Origin of the sequence: Priestia aryabhattai, from assembly GCF_023715685.1 — a bacterium.
Lineage (GTDB): Bacteria > Bacillota > Bacilli > Bacillales > Bacillaceae_H > Priestia > Priestia aryabhattai_B.
The window spans coordinates 1-15,478 of sequence record NZ_JAMBOQ010000007.1 but is presented as its reverse complement, the minus strand read 5'-3'; the positions used below and the strand labels follow the sequence as shown (position 1 = coordinate 15,478).

Here is a 15,478-nt window from a genome sequence, read left to right as displayed (position 1 = left end):
AAGAAGACCAGGGCCTTCTTCTTTTTTTATATTTCAACAGCATGTCCACCATCTAAAAAGTACAGATAGCGATGCTGCACAGGTTGTTTTACAATCCGCTCAATGGCCTTTGCGTAAAGCTCTAACTGAATGCGGTATCTTTCAATTAGAAACGGTTTTGCTCGTTCAAAATCCCCTTGAAAACGATCCGAAATATTATCAGTTTTAAAATCAAGTAAAACGAGCCCTTCTTCCGTTTCATAAAGACAATCAATAATACCTTGCACTAAAATTGTTTCGTCTTCCTGCTCCCAATGATCATAGATTTCTTTAGCGGAGACACCTAAACTAAAAGGCATCTCTCTATAAACAGTGCGAGCCGTTCGAATACCTTGTGCAATATCACTGTCTAAAAAGTCTGCTACATCATTTGCATCAACGGCATCCGCTTGTTCTTGCGTCAATAATTCTTTGGTAACCATTGATTGAATAAAGTCTTGAACCATTTCAAGCGTATAAGCTTTATTTAATGGAAGCTGCTGCATAACGGCATGGGTAGCTGTTCCTTTTTCAGCTCCTGTGAGAGATTTCTCTTGAAGAAACAGCGGACGACTTTCAAGAGGTGCTTTAGATCCGCGAACGAGATCGTCGCTTCCCCCTGCATCCGTCAGCTGCTGCTGCCTTTTTAGTTCAGAAACAGATTGCTTCGAACGATGAACGGAAGCTACACGATAATCATAAGACCAATTTAAGCGTCTATACACTTCGTCTTTATAATCGCTCGATTCTGAAACTGGCTCATGTTTTTGAAGAGCGTTCAAAAGCTCTTCATGATGCTGCTGCTCTTCAAGAGGCTGTTCGGCTAAATCACCTGCTAATAACGTTGAAAGTTTCCAGCTTGAAGCATGCTGATGAATCATCTCAGCCGGCTGGACTCCTCCTTCAACCATATCACTAACATTTCGGTGACGAATTAAAGAAGGTCCAATCCAGTCTAAATAACATTTTGCATCTCTTCTCACATGAGCTGGGAGCGTCCAATCTTCGTGTGCCATAACGGAGCTCCACTGTCTGAGTTTTTCTGGTGCGTCTTTTACTGTTCCGACTAAAATAAGTTTTTCTTTCGCACGCGTCAAAGCTACGTATAATACCCGCATTTCCTCTGCCATGCTTTCTTTTTTCATTTTTTTCTTCATGGTCTGCTGAAGAAGAGTTGGGTACGTAATACGTAGTTTAGGATCAATATATTTAGATCCAAAACCTAGTTCTTTATCGAGTAAATACGCTTTATTCAAGTCCATCAAGTTAAACTGACGAGCAAGACCAGCTACGAAAACAACAGGAAATTCAAGACCTTTACTGCTGTGGATAGTCATCAAACGCACCACATCTTCTTGTTCCCCCAGTGCTCGAGCAGCTCCTAAATCATTCCCTCGATCCTGCATGCGTTCAATAAAGCGTAAAAATCGAAACAGACCTCTAAATGAAGTCGCCTCATACTGGCGAGCGCGATCGTAAAGAGCACGTAAATTGGCTTGACGCTGTTTCCCGCCAGGAAGTCCGCCAACAAATTCAAAGAAACCCGTATCGCGGTAAATTTGCCAGACTAGTTCTGATAAAGAGCTTTGTCTAGCTTGTGTTCTCCATGCTTTTAACTGCTCATAGAAATATTTTACTTTGTCGCGAAGTTCCTCATGATCTGAAACCGCTAAGTACGTTTTTAACGCATCGTAATACGTTCCTTTCTTTTGCTCTGCTCTCAGTGTAGCTAACTCTTCGTCTGAAAGCCCTACTACCGGTGAGCGAAGAACAGAAGCTAACGGAATGTCTTGATGCGGGTTATCTACTACTTTTAATAAAGACATCATAATCATCACTTCAGTAGCATCAAAATAGCCTGTTGATAAATCGGCATAAATCGGCACGCCTTCTTGCTTAAATTCATCCATGATCTGCGCAGCCCAAGGCATAGAACGAAGCAAAATAACAAAATCGCGATACGTCACGTTTCGCATGATATCGAGCTTGCGATCATATATTTGAAAACGATTTTGAACGAGTTCTTTAATTTTACGCGCCATTGCTCTTGCCTCTAACTGAGCCGTTTCAAGCTCTGCTTCTGAAAAAGCGACGAGAGAAGAATCCGATTCTTCCTCCGCTCCTTCTTCTGCATTTTCTTTTGCAATTAGCAAAAGCTCCGTTTCCATTCCTTCCACTTTTGGATACAATGCTCCTAATTTTAAAGAAGCATCATCGTCATATGCAATTTCTCCGACTTCTTCATCCATCAGCTGGTTAAAAATAAAGTTTGTAGCATCAAGCACTTGGGAACGACTGCGGAAGTTTTTGTTCAAATCAATACGTTTTCCAAACTGTCGTCCATCCTGCGTAAAGCGCTTGTACTTTGTTAAAAACAAAAATGGCTCCGCTAAACGAAAGCGGTAAATGGATTGTTTTACGTCTCCAACCATAAATAAATTTCCTTGTTCTTCACTATCTCTCGTCACTAATTTAATCAGTGTTTCTTGAACCATATTTGTATCTTGATATTCGTCAACAAGCACCTCTTCAAACTGAGTGCGATATTTTTGGGCAATGGACGAAGGCTTAAGCACACCGTCTTCTTTTACACTCAAAATTTGCAGGCAATAATGTTCTAAATCAGAAAAATCCACTAACCCTTTCTCTTTTTTGAGGTGTTCATATCGTTCACCGAAGCGTTGAACTAAAAAGATTAGCGTTTCAATAACAGGCTTCATTTTTTCAAAATCAGCCATGTAGCCGTGCAAAGGTCTAGAAAACAAATCAGCATGAAGTTTTTCAAGGCTTGTCTTAGCTTTTTTGCGAAGCTCTCCGAAATCATCTAGAAGCTGCGAGTCGTATGCTTCTCCTTTACATGGCTTTAAACGAGTAAAATTTAAATTCTGCATTTCCTCATGCAAATCAGCAAAAGAATGCTTAGAAGCGCTGAGCAGCCGATGAATTTGAGCTAAGTCTTCCTCTGCATTAACGGCGCGAGGAGCAGGCCCTCCTGGCAGCTTTGTTAGCTCTAAGCCCTGTTTTAAAATCGACTCAATGCCCATCAGCTGCGTTGTTACTTCTTGTAAAAGAAAAGACAGAAACGGAAGTGAATCAATAGAAGAGTCTTCTGTCACATCATATTGACTCACGATCATTTCAAGCCAGCCGTTTGGGTCAGGGTTAGACCTTGCAAAGTCATATAGCTTTCTTACCATAAGCTGAATATCTAAGTCATTTCTGTCACTTGTATAACGATCAATTAGATCAAAGAATCGCTCGTTCTGTTCAATACTGTACTGTTCTTCAAACAATTCTTCTAATACTTCTTCCCGAAGAAGATCCGCTTCCGTATCATCTGCAATCCGAAAACCAGGATCTACATCAATCAAATAATAATACGTTCGAATGACTTCTAAACAAAAAGAATGGAGCGTAGAAATCGACGCACGGTTTAATAAATTAAGCTGTCTGCGCAAGTGTAAAGAAGATGGATTCTTTTTCAACTCTTTTTCCAATGCTTCTCCAATTCGATTTCTCATTTCAGCTGCGGAAGCATTTGTAAACGTAGCAACGAGTAATCTATCAACATCGATTGGTTCATCACCCATCGTAATCTTTTTAATAATACGTTCGACTAAAACCGCTGTTTTTCCTGAGCCAGCTGCCGCGGCTACTAATATATCTTGACCGGATGAAACAATAGCGTTCCACTGATCATCCGTCCACTGGGAGTCGGCCGGTTTTACGTGTATATCTTTACTCATCTCGTTTGGCCTCCTCTCGAATTTTATCTAAAATAACACTTTGGCTCTCTGCACTAAGCTGACGATATTCATTGTTTTCCATTGATTCATCGAACTGACAGATTGAGCGGTATTCACAAAACGCACATGGTGTTTTATCTTTTAGCTTATAAGGCGAAATATCAATTTTTCCATTTGTAATCTCTGTACCTGCCTCCACAAACTTACCTCGCACATGCTGACGGAGATGTGTAAAATCTTCTTCGCACGCAACCGAAGAATTGGAATAAAAGCCCCCTGTCTTTTTAATGCCAGCCGATATAACCTGTGAGTGCCCTGACTCTAACGTTTCGTCCATTAACCGTACTGCTTCCTCATCTCCTAAAAGCAGTCCTTTCATTTTAAACTTCTTAAAGATTTCAGCTTCAATTTGATCAGGCTGTAATGCTTTAGTACTGTTGATCATTGGATTATGAACGTGGAAATAAAGAACGCCAGCAGGCAATGCTCCTCTATTATCATGAAGAAGCTGTTCAGCATACGTCACGACTATGTCTAAATAAGCTAAAATTTGAAGAGATAAACCGTAGTACACTTCCACTAAGTTTAATGCTTTATCGCTTGATTTATAGTCTACAATGCGCAGTAAAAGTCCTTTGGAGCTTTCCGCTTTATCCACTCTGTCAATTCGGCCAATAAGCTCCATCGTATGGCCATTTGGCAGTGTAAACTGCATAGAAGGCAGCTCCCCGCTAGGTCCAAACCCTAATTCCAATCCAACAGGAACAAACCCGCTCACCTTAGCGTGCTCACTTAACACAAGCGACGCCCGTTCAATAATTTGCTGCAGCTTATGCGTTAAATAGTGGTGGCGATTGGAGCTCAATAAAATTTCGTTTTGTAAGCGCGGAGCAAGTTCATGCACCGCATCCGTAGAAAGCTGCTGACAGTCTTTTCTCGTTAAGTTCTTCCATTCTTTTTGACCGCCGCGAAGCTCGTCTGAAATCATCTTCAACGCCGAGTGAAATAACTCGCCTATGTCAGGAGCTGCTAATTTGAAAACTTTTCGTTCTTTAAGCTTGAGCCCGTGAGAAGCAAAATGGGCATATGGACAGGCTTCAAATTTTTCCATTCTCGATACGCTTGCTTGAATATGTTTTCCATACAGACGCTGACTCGTTTTCTTTGTTAACCGTTTTGCTTCATTTTTATAAAATAAGCTGCTTAGTACTCTCTCACTGTATGAGTTCCAATCTGGATTTTCTACATAAAAATTATATACATCCCACCAAGCGGAACTCATCGGATAATGACGTTTCCATCCTTGCAGCTGGCTGGCTAAATGCGCGATGCTCGTTAAAGGATTTGTTATATAATCAACTTGCTTTTCCTCTTCTAAATCCGTAGGTTCCGTCATTAACAGCTTTTCCTGCAGCAGCGGAAATAGCTCTTTTACTCGATTAATAACGAGCGAAGGCAGCAGTGTCTTCCCTTCCTCATTGGCAAGAGGATACGAAACATAAAGTTTTTCAGAAGAACTGGAAAGTGCTAAATAAATGAGAAATTGTTCGTCAAACAGCTTTTGTCTTCCAGTTGGCGCAAGTAATAGACCTGATTCAAGCAGCTGCTCTCTCTCCTTTTCAGATAACAGGCCATCGCTTTTTGGTTTAGCTGGAATCACACCGTCGTTTACACCTAACACAAAGCTTGCTTTGATGTGGGATAAACGCGAACGCTCGAAGCTTGCAACAACCACTTGATCCAGTGCAGGCGGAACAAGTGCAAACTGCATGCTATCAAGCCCTGTCTCAAATAGATCTGCGAACAAACGAATCGATACTTTCTCTTCTCCCATCATTTCAACAAACTGGTCAAATAAGTGAAGAATTGCTTTCCATACCTGCTCGTGCTCTCTTGCTTCTTGAAGCTTTCCTTCTTCTTCACATCGATTGCGCAGCGCTTCTATCTTTTGTGGAATATCTAAATTCGTTAAAAAACGATAGAGCGCTTCTGCTTTTTCTTTTCCTATTTTCGCTTGTTTTAATTTTTGCTGAAGCGAGTAAATAGGAGGGACAATCATATTTTTCAATTCATTTATTTTTTGTTCAAAAGCAAGCTCTTCGTCCGTTTTCCCAAGGTTCATGTCTTCAAGCGAACGATATTTTCTGTAGGTGAATGGTTCCTTACTCGTCCACTTAGATCCTTGAATACCGTAAGCAAGTACGTAATTTTCTAATTCATCCATCTCTTCACGGAGCTGGTGCACATCGGATGACAAAGGAAATAAAAGATCTGTTTTCACTGCTCGAAAGATTGTTTCATATCGCCATGACCCACTTACCACCTCTAAGATTGAGCGAATAAATTCAACGAGTGGATGGTGAAACATCGCGCGCTTTTGGTCAATAAAGTACGGAATTTCATAATCTCGAAAAATGGTTTGAAGCAAATCATGATAGTCTTCTGCATTTCTAACAATCAAGGCAATATCACGATAGCGATACCCATGATCGCGCACAAGCGACAGCACTTCTCTTGCAATCCCTTCAACTTCTGCTCTTCGGCTAACAGCCGGTAGCAGCTGAATGTGCTCGGGCTCTGACTGAAATTCCGGCGTTGGCCGTTCATCATAATATCGTTCTAAATAGGCAAGCTCTGGACTGTTTTGATGCCTTTTTTGTTCGTTAAATACGTTCGGCTCTTGAATCTCTATTCCGTTTTCAGCCGCTAGACCCATTATTTCTTGATACGTTTCGCTCGTTAACCGAAACAAGTGCAAGTCATTTGGAATAAAATCTTGATATGAATAATCAGAAGTAACCGCTATTTTCACTTCTCTACAAACTTTCATCAGCTCTACTAATACCGTTAATTCTTGAGGGGTATAGTGATGGAATCCATCTACATAAATCGTTGCTTGAGCAAGGTAGGCAGAAGACGCTACTTTTTCACTCAGCAGCTTCAAATAATCTTCTCCATCTACATATTTCGTCATCAGCTGTTTTTCTAATTCTCCATAAATGAGATGTAAATCATGTAATTTATCAGCAAGGACTTTCTCATCTTCTGCTTGAAGCTTTTGCTTCATCTCTTCGAGAGACGGTGCATCTACCGTGTACTGTTTAAACTCTTTAACCATTTTTTCTAGTTCTTCAATAAACCCTGCTTGTTCTGAAGAATTCGCAAACAGTCGAAGCTCTTCTTTTTGATGTTCAATAATTTTTTTAAGCATCATATGAATACCTGTTTGATCCACATGATAGCGGCTAATACCTCCGACTTCTTGCAGGATACGCCATGCAAGACGTGTAAAACTATAAACTTGAGCACGCATCATACCTTCTAAACCAGGTGTTTGAACAAGCGCGTACTCCGACTGAAATGTCATCTGTTCAGGTACAATATAAATAAGTGGATGCCCAAGCGGAGCATTTAACAGCTCTTGGCGCATGCTATTTAAAAGATATTCCGTTTTCCCGCTTCCTGAACGTCCTAATAAAAACTGTAGCCCCACGTTTTCACCCCTTCATTTTTCTTCTCTATATTTTCATTTGTTTAAGTACAAAATGGATAAACGCCACGTAAACACGTGACGCAGTCGTCAAAATTTTATAGTGATAATCATCTAAATCTCTCTATCTCTCTCCTTATTATTTTACTGAACTTGCAGACAAAATTCCACTTTGCCGATATGTGAAATGCTGGATGCAACAAAAAAACTTTTCAGTAGTCAAATGACCACTGAAAAGTTTTAGAAAAGCGAGTTATTTTCTACTTTTACATCATGATTCCACCATCTACATGCAGTGTTGTACCGTTAATATAGTTGGACTCATCAGATGCTAAATAAAGATAAGCATAACCAATGTCAGAAGGCTGACCTAATCTTTGTAAAGGAATAGTGGATTTCATTTGATTAATGATTTTGTCTGGCATCGCCTTCACCATATCCGTCTCAATAAACCCGGGAGCTACAGCGTTTACATTAATTCCTTTTCGCCCCAGCTCTTTAGCCCATGTTTTTGTCATTCCCACTACGCCTGCTTTTGTCGCCGCATAGTTTGTTTGACCAACATTTCCATATACGCCAGATACCGAAGATGTGCTAATAATTTTCCCTTTACCTTGAGCAATCATGTGCGGTACAACTGCTTGCGTACAGTGAAAAACGCCTGTAAGGTTTACGTTAATTACCGCTTGAAAATTTTCAACTGATAATTTGGTTAGCATTCCATCTTTGGTGATACCTGCATTGTTAATTAAAATATCTATTTTAGAGTAGCGTTTCACTACTTCTTCTACCATTGCATCTACACTGTCTCGATCCGCTACGTTCACTTGAAAGAATGCTACATCTCCGCCTTCTTCTTTTAGCTGAGCTGCTCGTTCTTCTCCCGCTTTTGCATCGTAGTCAACCATAGCGACCTTTGCACCCTCTTGTGCGAAAATTCGAGAAGCTTCGAACCCTAATCCATTTGCTGCACCAGTAATAATTGCCACTTTATCTTTTAATCTCATGTCACCCGCGCTATAAGACGCTTACTAACAATGATTAATCAGCAAGTCGCTTGAATCTTAGTAGCGCATTCCCCTCCTCAAAACGACGCCAAGCACGTCTTAATGATCATTCGGTGCTTTTCTAGTAATGATCCCTCTACTTACATCTTAGTAGTCAAGCTCAAAAATCATTCATATAATTTTTAAGAAAACGTTTTGAAATACATGAGGTGATAATACATGTTGAGAAAAAACATGAATATCTCTAGAAAACAAAGGGTTCATTACTTAGGTGCAACTAGGAATAGACGTCTAATTTATTCCCAGTTTTTTCTTTTATTTTAGCATATTTTTCATAATTGATAAACAAAAAACTTATTGATGACTGGACTAATCCTCCGTATGTGCATTTTTCTAACAACCGAATAAACAGACAAATAACTTCTTCGAGAAAAAGTTAAAAAGTCTTTCAAAAACGCCGGTGTATCCCTATAAGAAAAGGCTTTTCTATAGTTTACAATACCCTCTTTGGCTGCATGTATAACAAAAGACTGCCTATTAAAAAGCAGTCTTTCATCACTATTTGTTATATATAAACAAACTATTTATCATACTGTTTCACTTTAGATTTTTCATTTAATCTTCGTTCAATTTGCTTTCCAACAAGCCATAAGACAAAAATAATGACTAAAACAAGTACTGCTTTTAGAGGCTGTTTCACAAATGAAACAAAATCGGCCCCAATAAAGCTCATCATAAATATCATCACCATTTTACCAGCTAATACAGCAAGCATAAACTGAGCCATACTGACACGTGATAGTCCTGCTACTACATTAATTGCCGAAGATGGGGTAAAAGGGAAACAAAGCATAATAAACAGCGGTCCGAAACCGTGTCTTTCTACCCAAATCATAATCTTTCGAATTTGCGCATGCCGGCTGATGAAATGCAAAAACCTCGCCTGTCCATATTTTCTAAAAATTAAAAAGACAAGCAGTGATCCAACGCAGCTGCCAACCCATGAAATTAAAAAACCTAACCATAAGCCAAAAGCAGCAGCATTGGCCATTACAAACGCAAAAAGCGGCAAGATGGGGATAAACGCTTCTAAAATAGGCAACAGCAGTCCCGGAATGATTCCAAATGATTGATATTGTTTTAATAACTCGAGGACGCCGTCTAATGTCAAATAATGCTTTAATGTTTCAAAATCCATCGAATGTTCTCCTTATTTAAACAACTGTGCTACTTTTCACTTATTGTACTACTTTCCTTTACCAAACAAAAGTTTTACAGCGTTTTACCTTTCCTGCCCTTTTACGTTTGCCATATAGCCTTTATTTACACACACATATTTGGTTGAACAGCATGCACTTTTTACTTAGACTGTTTTAAATAACGTTTAAACCAGCTTGTTAAATATTTTAGTCTCGCCGTTCGTAAATTAGGCTTACCGCTTCTAGAAAGTTCATGGTTAGACTCAGGAAAACGAATAAATTCTACTTCTTTATTTTTTCTTTTCAGTGCTACATAAAGCTGTTCAGCTTGTTCAATTGGACATCTATAATCCTGTTCGCTATGTAAGATTAACAGCGGTGTTTTAACGTTCTCCGCTAAACGAAGCGGCGAGTGGTTCCAAAGTTTTTCCGGATTTTCATAAATATCAGCTTTTAATTCCCATTCGGTAAAATAATAGCCAATATCACTAACGCCGTAAAAACTCGTCCAATTTGAAATAGACCGTTGCGTCACCGCTGCTTTAAAACGATTTGTACTTCCCACAATCCAGTTTGTCATAAACCCTCCGTAGCTTCCTCCCGTTACGCCAAGCTTATCTTCATTAACATAAGAGTAGCGCTTAATTGCTTCGTCGGTCACCGCCATCAAGTCCGTATAATCCATGCCTCCGTAATCTCCTCGAACAGCATCTGTAAATGCTTGACCATATCCTCTGCCGCCTCTTGGATTAGAAAAGAGGATATTGAACCCTTTTGATGCAAGCACTTGGAATTCAAACATAAATGTATGACCATACATAAGATGCGGACCTCCGTGAATTTCTAAAATTGTTGGAGATACATCGTTGGTGGCAACAGCTTTTACTGCCCAACTGTGGATATGCATACCGTCCATAGAAGTCGCGTAAAAAGATTCTGCTTCTGTTAGCTGCACATGCTTTAAAAATAAGTCATTAACATTTGTCAGCTTCACTAATTCCTCAGTTTTTAAATTTAGAGAATAAAGATCTCCGGGATGTGTAAATGTACTGATTGCTACGATAGCTTCCTCACAATTGGGAAGAACAGATACGCCATATACGTGAGCATTATCCATAAGCACCGGATCTAACTTTCCATTCACATTCCCTTTATACATACCTACAGAACCCTTTTCACTTACGACAAAATAAAATTCTTCATTACTGCTCCACATAATTCCCGCTGTGGTTCTTCCAAAGTGAAAATCTCCTGCTACCATATCTCCTACTTCTAAGTCTATACCAGCAGTGATACAAGCTGTTTTTTGATTGGAGATCTGATAAATGTATATGTCATTCATTGAAGCCGATCCGTATGTACGTTCATTTCCAGTGTAAGCTATGTATGACCCATCTGGTGAACACGAAACTTGATGAAAATATCCTGTTTCCGATGTAATAGATGTTAATTTTCCGGTATCACGATGCAAAATAAACACGTCCATGGTTAACGATAGATCCGGATTCTCTCCTCGGCTGCTACAAAATACAATTGAGTTTGCATCGGGGGCCCAGCATCCTACAGAGTGATGATAAGGTCCATCCGTTAAAAACGTCACTTCTTTATTTTTAAGTTTAACTACAGCAACTTGCGTATATTCACCTTTTAAGTAACCGCTAACATCGGATTTGTACAACAAACGTTCCACTTCGTATGGCTGGGGATGTTCATGATTTTGTTCAACTCTTACAGCTTTTTCTCCTACTTTTGTGGAAAACATAATTTCGTCACTATAAGGAGACCATATTGGATTACTAATGCCTTTTTCAAGTTCTGTGAGTGCTTCTGCTTCTCCGCCTGTCACTGCTAATAGGTAGAGCTGAACGGTTTGACTGCGATCTGATAAAAAAGCAATCCACTTGCCGTCAGGGGACCAGGCGGGAGAATGATTATTTCCTTTATAGTACGTTAATTGCTTTGTTCTTTTCGTTTCAAGATCTAACATAAACAGCTGCGTTTCATACGCGTTTTCTATTTTCTTCGTTTCTCGAACCGTATAAACTACACTTTTTCCATTTGGAGAAATCTGAGGATTATACACAGACTTTAATTCATACAAATCCTCTATCGTTACCGTACGCTTTTTTAAATGATTCAATTTCTTCGCCCCCAAGCATTCATTTTCAAACCAAATAGTCAATCGATAAAAACGAAAGTAGCGTTTCCCTTTTACTTTATCATTTCTAAAAATAAAAATCTAAAAATTTAGAAAATTAGTTGTTTTTTCTTCTTTTAATCTATATAATAATAAAAAGGGTGCAGAGGTGATGAGGTATGAACAATGAAAAATCGTACACGGAAATGATGAAGTCCCTCGCTCGCAAGAAAAAAGTAATTGATACTGTGAGTATGTTGGATGTTTATATCGAAATGGTAATTGATGAATCGCTGTTTAAGCGTCAAAAAGAACTGTTAGAAACAAACATTAACACGGCATTAGATCAACGTGATGAAACTGCTTTTTATGAGCTATCAGCACAGTACCAATCCTTGCTTCAAACATCTACTTAATATTTTAAGAACTTAATTCATGTTAATGATTTATATGTACGTTTAACAGGCAGATACTTTCTTCTCAGGAAGAACAGCTGTCTGTTAAATCGTGTTTACTACATAAAAAAAAGATTCTTACAGATGTAAGAATCTTTTTTGTTAGGATTTTTCCTATGAGTGGAATTAACCAACCGTTCCACTCATAGATTTTTTGTTATTTATGCGCCTGAAACTGCTCTTCTTCCGTTGAACCTTTTAAAGCTGTTGTAGAGGAAGTCCCACCAGAAACTACTTGCGCCACTTCATCAAAATAACCCGTTCCTACTTCACGCTGATGTCTCGTAGCTGTATATCCATTTATTTCACTAGCAAACTCTCTTTCTTGTAACTCTGAATAAGCTGCCATTCCTCTTGTTTTATATCCTCGTGCCAGCTCAAACATGCTGTGATTTAAAGCGTGGAAGCCAGCAAGCGTAACGAATTGGAATTTGTAGCCCATCTTTGCGATTTCTCTTTGGAATTTTTCAATCGTTTTCTTATCTAATTTTTTCTTCCAGTTGAAAGATGGTGAACAGTTATAAGCAAGCATTTTACCTGGGAATTTTTCATGAATAGCATCTGCAAATTTTTGTGCTTGGTCTAAATTTGGTTCAGAGGTCTCGCACCATACTAGGTCAGCATATGGCGCATATGCTAAACCACGAGCAATAGCTTGATCGATTCCGGCTCTCGTGCGATAAAAACCTTCAGCGGTGCGTTCACCCGTAATAAACTGGCGATCTACAGGATCAACATCACTTGTAATTAAATCAGCAGCATCAGCATCTGTACGAGCAATCAGAAGCGTTGGAACACCCATTACATCTGCAGCTAAACGAGCAGCAATCAAATTTTTCACAGCCGTCTGAGTTGGAAGGAGTACCTTGCCACCCAGATGACCACACTTTTTCTCAGAGGATAATTGATCTTCAAAGTGTACGGCAGATGCTCCCGATTCAATCATTCCTTTCATTAATTCAAATACGTTTAACTGCCCTCCAAACCCTGCTTCTGCATCTGCTACAATTGGAGCAAAGTAATCGATATCTCCTTCTCCTTCTAAATGCTGAATTTGATCAGCACGCTGCAGCGCTTGATTGATTCGTTTCACGACATGCGGCACGCTGTTTGCTGGGTATAGACTTTGATCAGGATACATATTTCCTGAAAGGTTTGCATCTGCAGCTACTTGCCATCCGCTTAAGTAAATTGCTTTTAACCCTGCTTTTACCTGTTGTACTGCTTGGTTTCCGGTTAAAGCTCCTAGTGCATGGACGTATGGCTCTGTTTTTAATAAGTTCCAGAACTTTTCGGCCCCTCTTCTAGCAAGCGTATGTTCAATATCAATGGATCCTCTCAGCCCAATGACTTTTTCTGCAGAATATGGACGTTCAATTCCTTTCCAACGCTCATCGCTTTTCCAATTTTCTTCAAGGTTTTTTACACGAATATCTTTCATTCTTTATACCCCCTAATGAATTTGAAATTCTATATTCATAAAAATATAAAACGCAGCAGTTAGAATATGTCTGTTTCATGATGAAGTAAATTAGCAGTTTGTCATAATATTAGTAAGAACGTAGATGAAATAAGTAAATAGTTGAAGGACATGTAGTAAGACTTCGCTGAGGTGAATATACATTGAGAATTTCGACTGCTATCTTTTCAATCACAAATAACTATTCCTCCCCATTGTTATAAAACAGTTTTTATTTTACATACGTTATTATATAACAGTACTTTCGAAAATGAAACCTCCTTTTAGAATTTTTTTCCTACTCGCAAGGAGGCTCTTCTATTAATACCTACGTATAAAAGGCTTCATATATCCTTTACTTTTTCTTATATCACTTATTCATTTCTTTCATACTCCTCCACAAATGAAATTCTTTCCAGTATTGTTGGGTGACCATATCGGAAAATTTTCACTAAATACGGCGGGTTTACCTGAGATAGTCCTGATTTTGTTAAGTCCTGAAACGTTTTAATAGCAGCTTGTTTATCTCCTGTTAGGTCCATCGCGTACGTGTCAGATTGAAGTTCATGATGACGCGACTGCATATTTGTTAAAGGACTTACAGCAAATGTAAGAACAGAAAAAATAAGTAGAATAAGCGGTAAGGAATTTAAATCACTAAGAGAAGTAATTTTTAATGCTTTCCCCCATCTCTGAATCACAAAGCGAGCTAAGTGCTTCGTTAGCCATAATCCCACAATCGATAAAACTAAAGCTGAAGCAATCCCCACATAAATATGTTTCTTTACATAGTGACCCATCTCGTGCGCCATGATAAACAAAATTTCACGTTCCGTTAATTTATTAAGGGTGGTATCCCATAACACAATTCTTGAATTAGAACCTATTCCCGTCACATATGCATTGAGAGAGTTGGTTTTTTCAGACATGTTTACTTCATATACATGCTTAGCAGGTATATGAGCTTCATCTGCTAAATGTAAAATTTTCGTCTCCAACTCTTTATTCTTTAATGGATAAAAATCGTTATATAACGGATCAATAACCACTGGTTGAATAAACGTCAAAAATAGCGTAAATGGAATGGATACTAGCCACGCATACAGCCACCATCTTTTTGAAAACTTACGAATTAATGCATATAACACAGCAATCACTAAAAACATAGTGGCATAGTTTACCCAAAAATCTGTAAAAAGATCTTTCATCCATCCTTGAAAAGGTTGCGTCGTAATATGGTAAGCCGTTGAAAGCTTATAGCTAATCCAGTCCATAGGAAAAGAATAGATCAGCAGCAGAACAGATAACCAAAATACATAAATAGCAGCTTGGAGAAGACTGAAACGGCTGACGTCTTTAGACCACTTATTAACTTTCTTAGACACACCTAACACTAAAATTAAAATAAACCCTAGCCACTCATATGGAATTCGGATAAAAAAGAGTGCATCTCTAATCTTTGAATATTTTTCGGTTAACATAAGTTCTCGTGCATTCATAAACGTAGCCGGATCTACGCTGGTACCTCTTAATGATTGTGGAATAGAGGTGTCACTTATATAGAATAAATACACCCATATACAAGCTGCATACACAAGAAAAACTCCGATGGAGCACAAAACAATTTTTTTCACGCATTCCCCTCCTTTTGTACAAACAGTATTCCGTTATTACTATTGTAGGTTTTTTTTCGAAATTTAGAACAAGCGTTTATAGATGTGCTATAAGAAATGCAAATTATGCAGAGGAAATCATAGAAAAACGAAAAATAGAGTTTATACAAAAGAAAAAACATTGTGTACAAATAAAAAAGCAGTTTGCATATGCAAACTGCTTTTAAGATGACCCGTACGGGATTCGAACCCGTGTTACCGCCGTGAAAGGGCGGTGTCTTAACCGCTTGACCAACGGGCCAGTATGGCTCCACAGGTAGGACTCGAACCTACGACCGATCGGTTAACAGCCGA

8 protein-coding genes and 1 tRNA gene are annotated in these 15,478 nt (G+C 38.9%); 1 reads left to right on the top strand and 8 read right to left on the bottom strand.

Annotated features, from left to right (window positions below):
• Positions 1 to 26 precede the first annotated feature (26 nt).
• The 5 genes from addA to M3225_RS23695 all read right to left on the bottom strand — a co-directional run bounded on the left by addA (position 27) and on the right by M3225_RS23695 (position 11,600).
• Complete coding sequence (addA, locus tag M3225_RS23715; protein WP_251398458.1) at positions 27 to 3,764, bottom strand: helicase-exonuclease AddAB subunit AddA; 3,738 nt, start codon at positions 3,762 to 3,764, stop codon at positions 27 to 29.
• Positions 3,757 to 7,257 (bottom strand): helicase-exonuclease AddAB subunit AddB, encoded by a 3,501-nt coding sequence (gene addB / locus M3225_RS23710; protein ID WP_251398441.1) that lies wholly within the window; start codon positions 7,255 to 7,257, stop codon positions 3,757 to 3,759. The genes addA and addB overlap by 8 nt, the downstream gene beginning before the upstream one ends.
• 263 nt (positions 7,258 to 7,520) lie before the next feature.
• A complete protein-coding gene (gene fabG / locus M3225_RS23705; RefSeq protein ID WP_251398438.1) occupies positions 7,521 to 8,261 on the bottom strand; it encodes a 3-oxoacyl-ACP reductase FabG in 741 nt (246 codons plus the stop codon).
• A gap of 580 nt (positions 8,262 to 8,841) precedes the next feature.
• Positions 8,842 to 9,459: a TVP38/TMEM64 family protein gene (locus M3225_RS23700; protein WP_013081701.1), complete on the bottom strand. Its 618-nt coding sequence runs from the start codon at positions 9,457 to 9,459 to the stop codon at positions 8,842 to 8,844.
• Positions 9,460 to 9,620: 161 nt separating this feature from the next.
• Positions 9,621 to 11,600 carry a S9 family peptidase gene (locus M3225_RS23695; RefSeq protein ID WP_251398435.1) on the bottom strand — a complete coding sequence of 660 codons (1,980 nt, stop codon included), beginning with the start codon at positions 11,598 to 11,600 and terminating at the stop codon, positions 9,621 to 9,623.
• Positions 11,601 to 11,776: 176 nt separating this feature from the next.
• On the opposite strand from M3225_RS23695, the gene M3225_RS23690 reads away from it, so the two are divergent.
• Complete coding sequence (locus M3225_RS23690; RefSeq protein ID WP_028412421.1) at positions 11,777 to 12,013, top strand: IDEAL domain-containing protein; 237 nt, start codon at positions 11,777 to 11,779, stop codon at positions 12,011 to 12,013.
• 196 nt (positions 12,014 to 12,209) lie between these two features.
• Here the strand turns inward: M3225_RS23690 and aceA are convergent, their stop codons facing one another.
• The 3 genes from aceA to M3225_RS23675 form a co-directional block, all read right to left on the bottom strand.
• Positions 12,210 to 13,493 (bottom strand): isocitrate lyase, encoded by a 1,284-nt coding sequence (gene aceA / locus M3225_RS23685; RefSeq protein WP_251398432.1) that lies wholly within the window; start codon positions 13,491 to 13,493, stop codon positions 12,210 to 12,212.
• A 392-nt stretch (positions 13,494 to 13,885) separates the two neighbouring features.
• Positions 13,886 to 15,145 carry a M48 family metallopeptidase gene (locus tag M3225_RS23680; protein WP_251398429.1) on the bottom strand — a complete coding sequence of 420 codons (1,260 nt, stop codon included), beginning with the start codon at positions 15,143 to 15,145 and terminating at the stop codon, positions 13,886 to 13,888.
• A 208-nt stretch (positions 15,146 to 15,353) separates the two neighbouring features.
• Positions 15,354 to 15,425 (bottom strand) — tRNA-Glu (locus M3225_RS23675).
• Between the last annotated feature and the right edge of the window lie 53 nt (positions 15,426 to 15,478).

Excerpts from the sequence above, each read along its gene's own strand:
- addA (WP_251398458.1), bottom strand. The coding sequence starts at position 3,764 with ATGAGTAAAGATATACACGTAAAACCGGCCGACTCCCAGTGGACGGAT.
- M3225_RS23690 (WP_028412421.1), top strand. The coding sequence starts at position 11,777 with ATGAACAATGAAAAATCGTACACGGAAATGATGAAGTCCCTCGCTCGC.
- aceA (WP_251398432.1), bottom strand. The coding sequence starts at position 13,493 with ATGAAAGATATTCGTGTAAAAAACCTTGAAGAAAATTGGAAAAGCGAT.
- M3225_RS23700 (WP_013081701.1), bottom strand. The coding sequence starts at position 9,459 with ATGGATTTTGAAACATTAAAGCATTATTTGACATTAGACGGCGTCCTC.
- fabG (WP_251398438.1), bottom strand. The coding sequence starts at position 8,261 with ATGAGATTAAAAGATAAAGTGGCAATTATTACTGGTGCAGCAAATGGA.